The 14,464-nt window shown below is 70.9% G+C and carries 10 protein-coding genes; 4 read left to right on the top strand and 6 right to left on the bottom strand.

Annotated elements, in window-relative coordinates; genetic code table 11:
• Positions 1 to 99 precede the first annotated feature (99 nt).
• On the top strand, positions 100 to 2,688 hold the full coding sequence (locus tag ACQPXS_RS03375) for a carboxypeptidase regulatory-like domain-containing protein (RefSeq protein ID WP_433446744.1): 2,589 nt from the start codon (positions 100 to 102) through the stop codon (positions 2,686 to 2,688).
• Between the two features lie 99 nt (positions 2,689 to 2,787).
• Here ACQPXS_RS03375 and ACQPXS_RS03380 read toward each other — a convergent pair whose 3' ends face one another.
• The gene (locus tag ACQPXS_RS03380) at positions 2,788 to 3,816 is read right to left on the bottom strand and encodes a helix-turn-helix transcriptional regulator (protein ID WP_433446746.1); all 1,029 of its coding nucleotides are present in this window, start codon (positions 3,814 to 3,816) and stop codon (positions 2,788 to 2,790) included.
• A gap of 252 nt (positions 3,817 to 4,068) precedes the next feature.
• Here ACQPXS_RS03380 and ACQPXS_RS03385 point away from each other — a divergent pair, with 252 nt between their 5' ends.
• Both ACQPXS_RS03385 and ACQPXS_RS03390 read left to right on the top strand, forming a co-directional pair.
• Complete coding sequence (locus tag ACQPXS_RS03385) at positions 4,069 to 4,530, top strand: SRPBCC family protein (RefSeq protein WP_356310772.1); 462 nt, start codon at positions 4,069 to 4,071, stop codon at positions 4,528 to 4,530.
• 374 nt (positions 4,531 to 4,904) lie between these two features.
• Positions 4,905 to 5,837: a DUF1259 domain-containing protein gene (locus tag ACQPXS_RS03390; RefSeq protein WP_433446749.1), complete on the top strand. Its 933-nt coding sequence runs from the start codon at positions 4,905 to 4,907 to the stop codon at positions 5,835 to 5,837.
• 106 nt (positions 5,838 to 5,943) lie between these two features.
• On the opposite strand, the gene ACQPXS_RS03395 is transcribed toward ACQPXS_RS03390, so the two are convergent.
• The 3 genes from ACQPXS_RS03395 to ACQPXS_RS03405 form a co-directional block, all read right to left on the bottom strand.
• Positions 5,944 to 7,089 carry an RNA polymerase sigma factor gene (locus tag ACQPXS_RS03395; RefSeq protein ID WP_433446751.1) on the bottom strand — a complete coding sequence of 382 codons (1,146 nt, stop codon included), beginning with the start codon at positions 7,087 to 7,089 and terminating at the stop codon, positions 5,944 to 5,946.
• Positions 7,090 to 7,097: 8 nt separating this feature from the next.
• Positions 7,098 to 7,508, bottom strand: a complete 411-nt coding sequence (locus tag ACQPXS_RS03400) for a YciI family protein (protein WP_390683847.1) — start codon at positions 7,506 to 7,508, stop codon at positions 7,098 to 7,100.
• 158 nt (positions 7,509 to 7,666) lie between these two features.
• Positions 7,667 to 8,965 (bottom strand): phosphatase PAP2 family protein, encoded by a 1,299-nt coding sequence (locus ACQPXS_RS03405; protein ID WP_433455682.1) that lies wholly within the window; start codon positions 8,963 to 8,965, stop codon positions 7,667 to 7,669.
• Positions 8,966 to 9,523: 558 nt separating this feature from the next.
• Between ACQPXS_RS03405 and ACQPXS_RS03410 the strand changes: the two genes are divergently transcribed.
• The gene (locus tag ACQPXS_RS03410) at positions 9,524 to 9,679 is read left to right on the top strand and encodes a DUF6131 family protein (protein ID WP_433446753.1); all 156 of its coding nucleotides are present in this window, start codon (positions 9,524 to 9,526) and stop codon (positions 9,677 to 9,679) included.
• Positions 9,680 to 10,392: 713 nt separating this feature from the next.
• Here the strand turns inward: ACQPXS_RS03410 and ACQPXS_RS03415 are convergent.
• Together ACQPXS_RS03415 and ACQPXS_RS03420 are read right to left on the bottom strand one after the other, a co-directional pair.
• A complete protein-coding gene (locus tag ACQPXS_RS03415) occupies positions 10,393 to 11,505 on the bottom strand; it encodes a tetratricopeptide repeat protein (protein ID WP_433446755.1) in 1,113 nt (370 codons plus the stop codon).
• Positions 11,506 to 11,564: 59 nt separating this feature from the next.
• On the bottom strand, positions 11,565 to 14,441 hold the full coding sequence (locus ACQPXS_RS03420) for a CHAT domain-containing protein (protein WP_433446757.1): 2,877 nt from the start codon (positions 14,439 to 14,441) through the stop codon (positions 11,565 to 11,567).
• Positions 14,442 to 14,464: the final 23 nt, after the last annotated feature.

Consider the following 14,464-nt stretch of genomic DNA (forward strand, 5'->3'; position numbering starts at 1 on the left):
TTCTTGCGCGCAAGCTTCCTCTTCACCGGCCCGATACCGAGGGCCCGTCACGATGGGTATGCAGTGAAGGAATCCCCGCTCCGAAGAGAGCGAATATCCGTGGCCACGCCGCTCCGGCGCGGTGCCGCCGCCCTGGGGCTGACCGCCCTCGCCCTCCTGGGCATCCAGACGCCCGCGTATGCCGCGCCGGCTCCGGACGCCTCGGCCGCCACCACGACGACCCGCCTCGACACCGCTTCCGGCACCGAGGACCGTGCTACCGACCTGACTCCCGTGTGCGGCACCCCCGCCAAGGGACACGCGTCGTGCTACGCCATGCGCTCCGCCGGCCAGTCCCCGCTGCTCCGGCTGGCCGCGGCACAGACGCCGCCGGGGCTGGGTCCGCAGGACCTCCAGAGCGCCTACAGCCTCCCTGCCGACGGGGGCGCGGGGCAGACCATCGCCATCGTGGACGCCTACGACAACCCCAACGCCGAGGCGGACCTGGCTGTTTACCGCGCCCAGTACGGTCTGCCGCCCTGCACCACGGCCAACGGCTGCTTCAAGAAGGTCGACCAGCGCGGCGGCAGCGACTACCCCACGACGAACGACATGTGGGCCGGTGAGATCGCCCTCGACCTCGACATGGTCTCCGCGGTCGCCCCGCAGGCGCACATCCTGCTCGTGGAGACCGACAACGACGGACTCGACCGGCTCGCGGCCGGTGTGGACGAGGCGGTCGCACTGGGTGCGAAGTACGTCTCCAACTCCTATGGCCGCTCGGGTGATTACGCCTCCGACGCGCCGACCTACGGCTCCTCCTACGACCATCCCGGCGTCGCGATCGTCGCGGCGAGCGGGGACAACGGCTACGGCGTCGCGTTCCCGGCCACCCTCTCCACCGTGACGGCGGTCGGCGGCACGAATCTGGTCGCCGACCCGGCCAGTCCGCGCGGCTGGGACGAGACCGTGTGGAAGCGGAACTCCTACGGGCCCGGCTCGGGCTGCGCGTCGTACCAGCCCAAGCCCGCCTTCCAGAAGGACACCGGCTGCCAGGGACGCAGTGTCGCGGACGTGTCGGCGGTCGCTGACAACGTTGCCGTCTACTCGACGTTCGGCTCGCTCGGCACCGGCTGGCAGCGCTACGGCGGCACCAGCGCGTCCACTCCGGTGATCGCCGGCGTCTACGCACTGGCCGGCTCCCCGCGCCCGGGCACCTACCCCAACGCGTATCCGTACGCGGCGGGCGGCGCCGGACTGAACGACATCACCTCCGGGTCCAACGGCACCTGCGCCACCGCCTACCTGTGCACGGCCGGTACCGGCTACGACGGCCCCACCGGTCTGGGCACCCCGGGCGGCCTTGCGGCCTTCCGCAGCGGCCCGAGCGGCACTTTGTCCGGCAAGGTGACGAACACCAGGACCGGCAGGCCCGTCGCCGGCGCCACGGTGGGTTCCGGACTCGACGTGGCCACGACCCGCGCCGACGGCACCTACGCGCTGAACCTGCCCGCCGGTGAGGTGAGCGGGCTCACCGTCACGGCCTTCGGTTACGCCACCACGACACCGGTCACCCTGGAGATCGAGGACGGCAAGACGGTGACCCGCGACTTCGGGCTCACTGCGCTGCCCCGCACGCATGTGCGCGGGACCGTGCGAGACGGCTCGGGGCACGGTTGGCCGCTGTACGCCCGGATCGCGGTGGACGGCTCACCGGAGGCGCCGGTGTGGACCGACCCGGTGACCGGCGACTACGACATCTCCCTCCCGAAGCACGCGGGTTACACCCTGGACATCACGGCCGCCCTCCCCGGTTACGAGGCGGTCGCCCGCAAGGTGACGGTGGGCGGCAAGGACGTGACCGCCGACTCGACGCTGACCGCCGACCCGGACGCGGCCACCGCCGTCGGCTACGACCTCCGCACCACCGAGCGCGCCGAGGACTTCGCCTCCGCCACCGCCGCGCCCGAGGGCTGGACGGTGACGAGCGCGGCCGACAGCGACAACGGCTGGCAGTTCGACGACCCGATCCAGCTGGGCAACACCACTGGTGGCAGCGGGTCGTTCGCGGTCGCCGCAAGTGACAACGGGCCCTTCGGACCGCACCAGGACACCTCACTGGTCAGTCCCGCCTACGACCTGTCCGACGCCCAGTCGGGCGAGCTGACGTTCAAGACCAACTACATCACCAACACCAGCCAGCAGCACATGACCGTTGATGCCAGCACCGACGACGGCGCCACCTGGCAGAACGTGTGGGGCGGCCCCAAGTCGAGCGGCGAGGCCGACCACCTCACCGTGAGGGTCCCGCTGCGGCAGTACGCCGGACAGCCGTCCGTACGGCTGCGCTTCCACTTCGTCGCGAACTGGGCGTACTTCTGGGCGATCGACGACGTGAGCGTGCAGAACCGGACGCTGGAGCCGGTCCCGGGCGGGCTGACCGTGGGCACGGTCCAGGACGTCCGTACCGGCGAGGCGATCGTCGGCGCGAAGGTCGCCGACGCCTCGGCCCCGGACAGCGCCGCGGTCACCGTGGCCACACCCGAGGACCCGGCCGTCGGCGACGGCCTCTACACCCTGTTCGCGGCCGGCGCAGGCGGCCACACCCTCCGCGTCACGGCGGACGGCCACAGGGCGCTCACGCAGCGGGTCGTGGTGCACGAGGACCGGGTCACCCGGAAGGACTTCGCGTTGGAGGACGCGAAGTAGCCGTCGCGATGTAGCCGCGAAGCGGTCGAGTGCCTCGGCGACGGTGCCGTATCCACGGGTACGGCACCGTTCGCGGAGAACGCGGGCAGCGGCCCTCGGCTAGTGCTCCCCCAGCCACCCCCGTTCCGCCGCGAGGAGGGCGATCTGGAAGCGGGTGCGGGCGCCGAGTCGGGTGCCTGCCTCGCTGACGTGTTTCTGGACGGTGCGGCGGCTCACCTTGAGGAGGCGGGCGATGGTGTCGTCCTTCATGCCGGTGGCCATCAGGTGCAGGATCTCCCGCGTGCGGGGGTCCGGTTCCTGCGTCGCCGGGGCGTCTGCGGGCAGCGGACCGCCGGGTGTCGGTGGTGGGGCGTCGGTCCGGCTGGACAAGGACACCGGCTCGGCGCGTTCCCACACGCTCTCGAACAGGGCCACCAGTGCCTCGACGAGCGCGGGCGAGTGGACCACCAGCGAGCCCGCGGCCGGCCGGTCCCCGTGCACCGGCAGCAGGGCCGCCGCCCGGTCGAACACCACCAGCTTCACCGGCAGCCCCGACGCCAGCCGCAGTTCCCCGCCCTGCCCGGTGCCACGCAACGCCGTGGTCAGGGAGACCGCGTCGGTGAAGCCCTCGGTCTCGTACACCGAGCGCATCCGCACCCCGTCCGCCACGCCCGGTTCCCCGGTGGACACGTCGGAACCGGTGACGTAGGGCGGTTTCGCCAGGTGCAGCACCTCGGATGCGCATCCCTTGAGCAGCTGGCCGTAGCGCGCCGACACCTGCTCCTCGCGCTCCAGCAGCTCCACCAGGTGCGCCGCGCGCGGCCCGGACACGGTCTCGTACACCTCGTGCAGGCGCTCCACGAGCGCTTCGGCGTGCGCCAGTTCGGCCCGTCGGCGGGCCAGCAGGGCGCCGAGGGACGAGCGCGGAGGGCCGGCCGCCCAGCGTGGCGTGCCGCCGTCGATGCGCAGTGCCAGCGAGGCGTCGGCGAGGTGCCGCAGGGCCCGTTCCGCGTCCGCCGCGGACACACCGGCCGCCGCCGCCACCTCGGCCGCGTCCGCCGAGGGCACAGCCACCAGGTGCTCCAGAACGCGCCCGGTCAGCGCGTCCAGACCGGTTCCCGACCACGGGCTGTCCGCGGGTGCGTCCATGGGCCGTGACACTCCTGTGCGCTGCGAGGCCGGGCGAACCCGAGCCGACCGGTGGGGAACCGGCGTCGATGCTACGTCCGTTCCGACGGGCCCGGCGCCCGTCCCCGCGCGAGACCGCTGCCGACGGGATGCGGACGGGCGGCTGCGTGACGTGGACATGATCCTGTTTTGCCCGGCAGCACAAGCCCGAGGTAGTAGCCGGTGACGCGCCGGGTACTCGGCACAGCGCCAGATCGATCTACGGAGGCACTGATGAGCACGGTCAAGGAAACAGTGGAAGTCGACGTGCCTGTGCGCACCGCCTACAACCAATGGACGCAGTTCGAGGCGTTCCCGGAATTCATGGAGGGAGTCGAGGAAGTCAGGCAGCTGGACGATCGCCACAACCACTGGACCACCAAGATCGGTGGAATCCGCCGGGAGTTCGACACGGAAATCGTCGACCAGCTTCCCGACGAGCGCATCACCTGGCGCACCACCAGCGGTGACACGTCCCAGAAGGGCTCGGTCCGCTTCCAGCGCGTCGACGACATGCACACCAGGGTGGAACTGGTCATGGATGTCGAACCCAGTGGGGCTGTGGAGAAGGCCGCGGACATGGTCGGAACACTCGACCGGCGCGTCAAGGGCGACATGAAGCGCTTCAAGCAGTACATCGAGCAGCGCGGAGAAGAGTCCGGATCCTGGCGCGGACGCATCAGGCCAGGCGGATAGCCGATCCGATGGAAGGTGCGCACGGCAGGGAAGGCGGAAAACGGTGGGAGGAACCAGCGCGCCGCACCGCGTTCCCTGCATGCGCAGGCCGGCCCCGCCGGCGCCGCACCGGGATATCGGCGCACATGCGTCGCCTGCGCTCGGAGTCTTCTTCAGGAGCGGGGCGCTTCAGGTGAAGGGGCGGGGGGACGAATTCGGCTCCGCGGGTATGCCGGCGGTCGGTGCGGCCTGGTAGGGGGCCGGGACCGGCCGCCACCTGCGGATGAGCCCGGCTGCGATCGGGGCTCGACGCGCGCGTCGGGCGGTTGCGTGGTGCGCTGGGAAGGAGCGACTCCGGCCTTCGGGTGACACGCCGACGCAACCAGGAGGTATGCATGGCTCGCCGAAAGCTGTTCCGACGCCCCGCCGGCATCGTCGCAGCGAGCGCCGCGGCCGTCGCCACCACCCTCGCTCTCACCCTCGGCACCGCCGCCGGCCAGGCCCCCGGCGTCGACTGGAATGCCGTGGGCCGCGCGATCGGCCAGCCGCTGACCACCGAGGCCCAGGACGTGCACACCGCCGAGTGGCTGCGCACCGACCTGCACGTGGTCAACGCCGGTGTGACGGAGAACCCGGCCATGGAACTGAACGCCGAGGCGTCCTTCCACCCCACCGGCGACGGCAGGACGCTGATGATCGGGGAGGTCACCCTCACCGGCAGCGAGGTGAACACGGTCGCCGACCGCCTCCAGCGAGGCGGCGTGGAGGTCACCGCTCTCCACAAGCACCTCCAGGACGAGACCCCGCGCCTGTGGTGGCTGCACTACTGGGCCCTCGGCGACCCGACGCACATCGCCCGCACCGTGCACGACGCCCTCGCCACGACCGGTATCCCCCTCGGCCGGCAGCCCGACGCCGAGCGGCCGATCGCGCTCGACGTCGCAGGGCTGAACCGCATCGTCGGCACGAAGGGCGACAACGAAAACGGCGTACTCCAGTACCACATCCCGCTCCAGGAATCGGTATCCGACAGCCGCGCCCACATCACGCTGCCGCACCTGATGGAAGCCTCGACGCTGCTGATGTTCCAGCCGCTCGGCGGCGGGCGGGCAGCGGTCAACGGCGACTTCGCCATGACCGCCGACCAGGTCGACCCCGTCGTCCGCGCCCTGCGCTCGCACGGCTTGACCGTCATCGAGGTGCACAACCACCTGCTCTACGAGCAGCCGCGCCTGTTCTATCTGCACTTCTGGAAGACCGGCGACGCCACCACACTCGCCCATGACCTACGCGCGGGGCTCGACCAGGTTCACGCACCCGGCGGCTGACGGAACGGCACGGCGCGCCCTCGCAGAGGGATCGTGTTCCACGGTGAGGCGACCGCCGTGGCAACGGGGCTGCGGCCAGTTCGCGGGCCGGTCCGAGCGCGGCCCGTCAGCGACGTCGGCGGGTGTTGAGCCGGGCGGCCTGACGTGTCAGGTGGTCGCGCTCGGCGAGGTTGGGCGCCTTGTGGGCCGCCTCGGCGTACAGCCGTGCCGCGGTCGCCAGGTCGCCGTCGCGCTCGTGGAGGTAGGCCGCCACCGCGGCATACCGGGGCAGGGAGGCGTCCAGCTGCGCGAGCGCCGCCAGGCCGGCGCGCGGTCCGTCGGCCTCGCCGACGGCGACCGCGCGGTTGAGCCGGACGACAGGGCTGTCGGTCAGGCGTGCGAGCTCGTCGTACCACTCGACGATCTGCACCCAGTCGGTCTCCTCGGCGGTGGGCGCGTCGGCGTGGAGGGCCGCGACGGCGGCCTGGGCCTGGAACTCGCCGAGCCGGTCGCGGGCGAGTGCAGCCTGCAGGATCCCGACACCCTCGGCGATCAACGCGGTGTCCCACCGGCCGCGGTCCTGCTCGGCGAGCGGCACCAGGCTGCCGTCGGCCGCGGTCCGGGCGGCACGCCGGGCGTGGTGGAGCAGCATGAGGGCGAGCAACCCCGCCACCTCGGGGTGGTCGACGGCGGCCGCGAGCTGCCGGGTGAGCCGGATGGCCTCGGCGGCCAGGTCGACATCGCCGCAGTAGCCCTCGTTGAAGACCAGGTACAGGACACGCAGCACGGTGGCGACATCGCCGGGCTGGTCGAATCGCACGTCGCAGACGGTGCGCTTGGCCCGGCTGATGCGTTGCGCCATGGTCGCCTCGGGCACCAGGTAGGCCTGGGCGATCTGCCGGGTGGTCAGCCCGCCGACGGCGCGCAGCGTGAGCGCGACCGCCGACGACGGCGTCAGCGAGGGGTGGGCGCACAGGAAGTACAGCTGGAGGGTGTCGTCCACGGCGGGCGCGGGCCCGGGCGCCGGCTCCTCCTCGACGAGGTCCTCGCGACGGCGGCGGGCGGCGTCCGCCCGCGTCGCGTCGAGGAACTTGCGCCAGGCCACGGTGATCAGCCAGCCCTTCGCGTCCCTCGGTGGGTCGGACGGCCAGACGCGCAGTGCCTCGATCAGCGCGTCCTGTACGGCGTCCTCGGCCGCCGCGAAGTCGGCTCCGCGGCGGACGAGGACGGTGAGCACGTTCGGTGTGAGGCTGCGCAGCAGGGCCTCGTCCATCGGTGGGGTCACTCCGTGACGCAGTGCTCGTGCCCGCCGAGGAACGGGCGCAGCTCGAGCCATTCGTGGATCGGCTTCCCGCCGGCCCCGGGGGCGGCCGACAGCTCCCCGGCCAGCTCGAGGGCCCGCTCGTAGGTGTCGACGTCGATCACCATCCAGCCGGCGATGAGGTCCTTGGTCTCGGCGAAGGGGCCGTCGGTGACCGGTGGACGCCCCTCGCCGTCGTACCGGACGAAGGTGCCCTCGGGGGCCAGTGCCTGGCTGTCGACGAACTCGCCGGTCTCCTCCAGGCGGGCCGCGAAGTCGCGCATGTACTGCACGTGAGCCGAGATCTCCTCCGGCGTCCACTGCTCCATCGGCACGTCGTTGACCGAAGCCGGGGCGCCGCGGTAGTGCTTCAGCAGCAGGTACTTGGCCATCGTGTCTCTCCTCGGTACTCCTGCGGCCCATTGTGGTCGCGTTCACCCCGGGGACGGAGCCGGACGCCGGATCTCGACATCGCCGCCCGATCTTTTTCGGGCGACGGTGCGGTCGCACAACGGCGTGGGAGTTCACACGCTTGCTGATGCGACGCGACTCAGGCGAGTTCGGGTTGCGGTTCTGGTCGCCGTACCGGTGCGACCTCCGGCTCCCACAGTTTGGTGGTCCGAATGTAGCCGCGGACCACTGAGGTCATCGCCAGAATGAGCAGTGGTCCGAACACCCACGGATATCTGGCCATCTCCACCGGCAGATACCGATAGGACAGCAAGAGCGCGGCGAAAACCGTCGTGCCGTAGGCGACCAGCTGGATTCCCGACCGGTCCCAGCCACGTTCGACCGAGCGCAGAGCCGCCTCGATCGTCAGCGCGAACACCACTCCGGCGACGAGATCGGCACCGTAGTGGTAGCCGAACCCCAGCGTTGCGCCGAGCGTGGCAACCAGCCAGAACGCGCCTGCGAATCGCAGAAACCGTGGGCCTTTGCGGGAATGAACGAAAATCGCGGTAGCCCACGCTGTGTGCAGGCTGGGCATGCAGTTGCGTGGGGTGATCTCGTCGTACGGCATCGGGTGCGGGGCATGGATCGGCGGCGGCGTGTCCGGCCACAGGTCGGCCACTGCCCAGTGCAAGCCGCCGGTGCCGGAGGCGCCCGGGCCGTAGGCGAAGACCGGTCCGACCACCGGGAAGATCATGTAGATGGCCGGCCCGAGGAGGCCGATGACCAGGAAGGTGCGCACCAGATGGTGACTCGGGAATCGACGCTCGGTCGCCACGTTGCGCAGTTGGTACGCCGTGACGACGACCGCGGCCACTGCCAGCTGACCGTAGACGAGGTCGAGAACGTGGGCGCCGACCGGACCTGTGGCTCTGACAATCCGGCCCGCCAGCCACGAGGGGTCGCCCAGCGCCCGATCGGCGGTTGCCACGTACTGGTCGAGCACCGATGGGCGGCTCTTCGACGTGATCAGCAGCCAGGTGTCGCCGACCTTGCGGCCCGCCACCAGCAGCAGGCCCAGTCCCACGCCTTTCAGCAGCAGGACCCGTTCCGCGCCCCTTCGGCGCGTGAGACCGATGACCGCATAGCCCAGAATCACCCACAACGCGCCGTTTCCGAAGGGGTGGCCCTCGGTGACCCTGACGCCCACAGCCCACCGCACCAGCAACACGATGACATCGATGCCGATCGCGACGCCCGCGGCGATGAACCGTTGCCGCCAGGTGAGCACCACCATCATCAACGCCATGCTGCCGTACAGCAGAAAACCCGACTTGGGGGGAAATATCACCTCCCGCACCTGATTGGTGAGCGGTCCCGGCAGGCCATAGCGACGCGCGGCAACCTCCAGACCGACGAGGAATCCGAGGGCCGCGACACCCGCCGCAGCCCACAGCATCACCCGCGGCCGGTGGCCCGCAGCGAACCCAGATCTGCTCTTTATTCGCGAAATCACCCGCGACGCGATAGGTATCAATTATTTGGCCGATTTATTCGATGTTAATTGAATTGGTCACCCTTCGTCCGGATAGCACAGCTCCCCGGGGAAGGGTCAGCGATGCGGGAGGTCCCCGTAAGTTCGATCATGCTACCCGAGCGGTACAACTGGATTTTGCCGTTCACCGGTATTGCGTTGGCGGGCCGCGAACGAGCAGCCTCAGCAAGGAGTTGACATAGCGCCGCAATACCGACAAACAGTGACCAGCATGTCCGTCAAGCACCACGCCTTGAGGATCAGCCCGGAGGATGGCGGGCGCTTTGGGTGCAAGCGCGGATCATGGACCACGGCAGCCCCGGGACACGCGCTCCTCAACTGTCCGGGGCGGGGCCGTCACACCGAGTAGTAGGTCCGCCCGCTGAAATGCGATGCGATTTACGGGGACTGCCAAGTGGCGTATCGCCTTCCGGTTCGGGGCACCCGGATGACAGGAGCGATTCCCTCACCAGGAGGCCTGTCATGATCGCCCTCGGCGTCATCCTTCTCATCATCGGTTTCGTCACAGGGATCTCCATCCTGTGGACCATCGGCATAATTCTTCTGGTCGTAGGCGCGGCGCTGTGGATCCTGGGCTCCACGGGGCACGCAGTCGCCGGCCGACGGCACTACTGGTAAGCGTTCGAGCCCACTTTCCGGCTGCCGGGGCCGGACCTCCCGGTTCGTGCCTGAGGGGCCCACCGGCGTAGACGCGGCGCGCAACCCGTCTGCCTGACCCTCGACCCCCGACCAGCCCCGGCATGCCCGGCCGGCGCACGCTCGAACACGTCCACTCTCGAAGACTCGCCCCGGAGTTGAGGCGTCCGAATCTGGGCTGCCCGAGTGGTGACCGCAGCCGTGGTTGCCGGGTCCTGGGGCGCGGCGGCCGCCACGGGTCCGCCACGCCCTCAGCGGAGGTTTCCCCCAGGGACGTCGGTGCCCTCCGGCACCCTGATCACCCTGAAGGGCCACAACCAGCTGCGCCTCGTCGACAGCAAGATGCAGGTTGTCTCCCCGGTGATCGACGTCTGGGCGCACTGACCACCCCGTCACTCCCAGCTTCCACGGGTGCCTCCCCGCGCTTCGGCTCGGGAACGGAAGTTGCTCGCAGACAGCCCCAGTCGGCAGGATGTCGAAGGACTCGCCGGACTCGGCGGCTGCCCGCCCCGGACAGAGGCTCATCGGCCGGGTCCGCCAACGGTTCCAAGTACATGGCGTGGCCGTCCGCCGACGCGTGACCTCGTCGCCGGCGGACTGGCGATACGGCCCCCAGGCGTGGCGAGCCGCCCTTACGGGCACTTGCCCACCTACGGCCTCGGTGATCTGAGCGTTCCGGGCCGCGTCGGCTTCGATCACCCGCCCAGCTGCGCGAGGATGCCGGTGAGTTCGCGGACGCGCGGGTGGTTGGGGCCGTACGTGTTGCGGTAGCCCTCGATCGCGTCGCGCAGCAGTGGCACCGCCTCCGCGTTGCGGCCCTGGTTGGCCTTCATCGCCGCCAGGTCGACCTGGACGCCGAGGGTCGCGGTGTGCCGGGGGCCGTGTGCCCGCCGGTAGTCCCGGAGCAGCTCGGCGACCAGCGTCTCCGCCTCGGTGACGTGGCCGAGCCGGTTCAGGACGACGGCGTGGTTGTGCCGGGCGGTCAAGGTGTCCGGATGCCGGTCGCCCTTCAGCCGCGACCGGGCGTCGATCAGCTCCCGGTACATCGTCAGGGCGTCGGCGAGCCTGCCCAGGTGGATGAGGACGGCAGCCAGGTTGTGCCGCACGGTCAGTGCCACGTCGCTGCCCGCGTCGGCGTCGGCCAGCATCGCGCGGTACATGCGTTCGGCCTCGGCGAGCCGGTCGGGCGAGCCGCGCAGCGTTCCCGCCAGCGTGTTCCTGCTGCTGAGCGTGTCGGGATGGGCGGCGCCGAGGGTGCGGACGCGGCGGGCCACGGTGTCCCGCATCAGCCCTTCCGCCTCCTCCCGGCGTCCGAGGTCGATCAGGACCCTCCCCAGGTTCGACGCGATCGACAGGGTCTGGTGGTCGTCCTGGCCACGCAGCCGCTCCCACCCGGACAAGGCTCCCCGCAACCGCTGCTCGGCGAGTGCGAGATGGCCGCCGTCCTGCAGCAGCCGGGTGAGGTCGTTCAGCGCCAGGAGCCTGTTCTCCTCGTCGTCCGCGCGGGCGGCGACCAGCCAGTCGAGGAGCTCGATGGCGTCTTTGCGCCGGTCGGGCAGTGCTCCGAGGGCCACCGCGTACAGGTGCAGAGCGTGCAGTGTCTCCGGATGCCGCAGGCCCAGTTCCTCGCGTTTGCGCTCGAACTCCGCTCCCCGGGCGAACTCCTGAGTCACCTTCAGCTTGACGTCGATCAGTGGCACGTCACCGGGCCGCTCGGTCACCTTGATCTCGGCACTGCCGAAGTCACCGACGTAGTGGTCGGTGACCTCCGGCTGCTTCGTCGTCTTCTTCCTGCTCCAGAACGCCACACCACCAGCTTGGCCGCAGTGCCGCGCCCGTGCCCATACCCTTGACGGCCGCGTGTCCGTCATTGGCCGGAATACAGGTGTGCCGCCCAGAGCGTCGGGGTTTTCGGGAAACGCTCCCTGCAGCGGCGTACGGCGTGGTGCAACGCCGTCGCGACGTCCTCGCCCCCGGCGATCCGCTGGTGCAGGTCCTCGGCCACCAGCCGGGCCACGAGGTCGTTGACCTGCCACAGCGTGCCGACCACCTGGGGGTAGCCGGCGAGTTGGAAGGCCGACAGCAGATGCAGGCCCTCGTCCGGGATCCGGGGCGCGCCGAGCGACGTCTCGCACGCGGACAGCACGGCGAGCCGGACCCCGGACAGGTCGAGCGCGGACACGTCGAGCACCGACAACCGACCGTCGTGCAGCAGCAGATGTCCCGCTGACGGGTCGTCGGGATCGCTCGCCGCGTGGCAGGCGAAGTGCGCCGAGGCGTGGGACGCGAGCGCGGCACGGACCGCGTCGACGGTCGCCTGCGCGCCGACCAGCCGGGTGGCCGGTGTCAGGGTGGCGATCCGGCTCGCCTCCCGTTCCGTGCTGCGCAGCGCCTTGGCGCCAGGTGCGTCCCCGATCGCCACGACCACCAGATCCTGGCCCGCCACGGCGTAGCGGGCCCGGGCGTGCCGCAAGGCCCGCAGGGTCGGGGTGTAGGCGGAAACGACCCGGTCGAGGACCGTCGCACCGTCCGGGAAGCGGCCCGCCGCGTGGAGGGGGAGCAGCGCGAGCTGTCCCACCGGTGACCACCAGAGGCGTGGCCAGGCGCCGGACGGAGCGGTGGTGTACCCAAGCCGTTTCAGCACCGGTTCGGCGACGAAGTCCCACAGCCAGCCGAGTACCTGGGTGACGGTGGCCTGGGCCTCGGTCTCGCCCGCTCCCGGGCGGGTCGCCGTGTGCAGCGCGGCCCCGAACGCGGCGGCCTGCTCGGCCACCGAGTGCGGTGTCACGCCCGCCAGTTCGACCACCGTGACGCCCGACGGCTCGACGATCAGCGCGTCGCTGCCGAATCCGCTCACGTTGATGAGCACGACCGGTCCGTCCCCCGTGGACGCCAGCAGATCGGCGAGCGCGGGCGGGGCGAGGAAGTCCGCGAACCCGGGCAGGGCGCGGACCTCGTCGAGCAGCCGGCCCAGCCGGAGGTCCAGGTCGTGCCGCTCGTCCGCCGCCGCGCCCAGGAGATGCCCGGACGGGGTCAGCCGGTCGAAGGCGTCCGCCAGTCGTTCGGCGAGTCCGGGTGCGGCGGCGGCCAGCCGGGACAGGTCGCTACGGCTCTGCAGCAGCTGCCCGCCGAGCACGCCACGGCCGAGTTCCAGCAGCCGTACGGCCGTCTCGGGATCGTTCGCCCACAGGGCGCTGGCGGCCGCGTCGGCGGCGAGACCGTCGAGCTCTTCCAGCATCCGTTGCTGGTCGAGGCGGGCCAGACGCCGCGGCGCCACGAGCGGCAGCAGGCCGACCGCGTAGGCGTAGGCGTCCCGCGCCCGGTGCCAGTGTTCCGCCTCCGCTTCGGTGCCCGCCCATGCGCGTGCGGCTTTGATCCGCCCGATCGGCTGCAATCCCGTGTTCCGGGCCGCCTCCCGGAAGGCATGCCCCGCCGCGGCGAGGACTCCGGGGTCCTGGCTCACCTCGTACTGGGTGTACAAGGCGTCACCGTAGTTGATCTCGGCCGCGCCGCGCTTCGGAGTGTCGGGAGCACTCGCCCGGACGGCGCTGCCGAGTGCCGTCACGGACCGGCGCAACGCCTCCGGATCGCCGGTGAACCGGTGCTCGGAGAACCAGACCCGGCCGAGGTTTCCCAGCGCCGCCAGGTGGTCGCCTTCGCCGTACGGCACCGCCTCGACGACCTCGGTGAACGCGGTGACCGCCAGCGCCAGGTCGGACTGCAGCCGGGTCTGCAGAAACCGCTCGTGGTGGAGCAGCCCCAGCAGCAGCGGGATCGTGGCTTCCTTGCTGCCCCGGCCACGGGCGGCCCGGCCGATCTGCACGGCGTGGTCCAGGAGTTCGAGGTCGCCGGTCTGTTCGACGAGCCCCTGCACGGCGATCAGGTAGTTCTCGCATCGGTTGCCCCAGGAGCGGGTGTCGGGCGGGGTGGCCGCGAGCACCTCGCGCAGCAGGCTCACGCCTTCCCGCGCCGCCGCCAGGTCACCGGTGTGCCGGCCGCGGTCCCGCAGCGCCGCCGCGAGGTCGACCTTGAAGTCCAGCAGCAGTCCCGACGTGCTCGGAGCCCCTTCCACCGCGGCCCGCAGATACCGGATGGCGGTCTGCCGTACCGACTCGTCACCCGTGTGTTCCGCGGAGCGCTGCAGCACATCGCCCAACTGGTTGAGCCGCAGCAGGTGGCTCGGGTCGTCGGCGGACGATGTCCGAACGCTTTCCTCGAGGACGCGGGCCGCCTCGACGAGCGCGGCGTGGTCGCCGGTCAGCTCGTACCGCATGTGCAGGGCCTTGCCCAGCACGAACAGCACGGCCGGCACGCGCGGCAGCCGTGACGCCGACGCGACGGCTTCGGCGATGTGCACCGGATCGCGGGTGTGTTCGGCCAGCAGGATCAGCGCCTCGGCGCGCATCATGGCTGCCACGCGCATGTTGTCCTCGTCCAGCAGCGGAATGGCCTCGTCGCATCCGGCGATCGCCTCATGCAGCGCCGACACGTCGCCGGCGTACTGGAAGTGGTCCAGCAGCACGGCACCGAGGTTGACCCGTAGCGTGTGTCTGATCGGGTGGTCCGCCACATATCCGATGGCGGCGCGCAGTTGGGCGATCGCCTCCAGCAGGTCCGCCGGATCATCGGTGGACCGGTGGCGGTCGCGCAGCGTCATCGCCAGGTCGCTCATGGCGTTGACCGAGCCCTCCGCGGCCAGGCGCCGGTTCCGCTCGATCTCACTGTCGAAGGGTGTCGGGGTCACTGAGCGAGGTTATCCTCGCTGGG

The organism is Streptomyces sp. CA-142005 (assembly GCF_050942335.1).
Classification (GTDB): domain Bacteria; phylum Actinomycetota; class Actinomycetes; order Streptomycetales; family Streptomycetaceae; genus Streptomyces.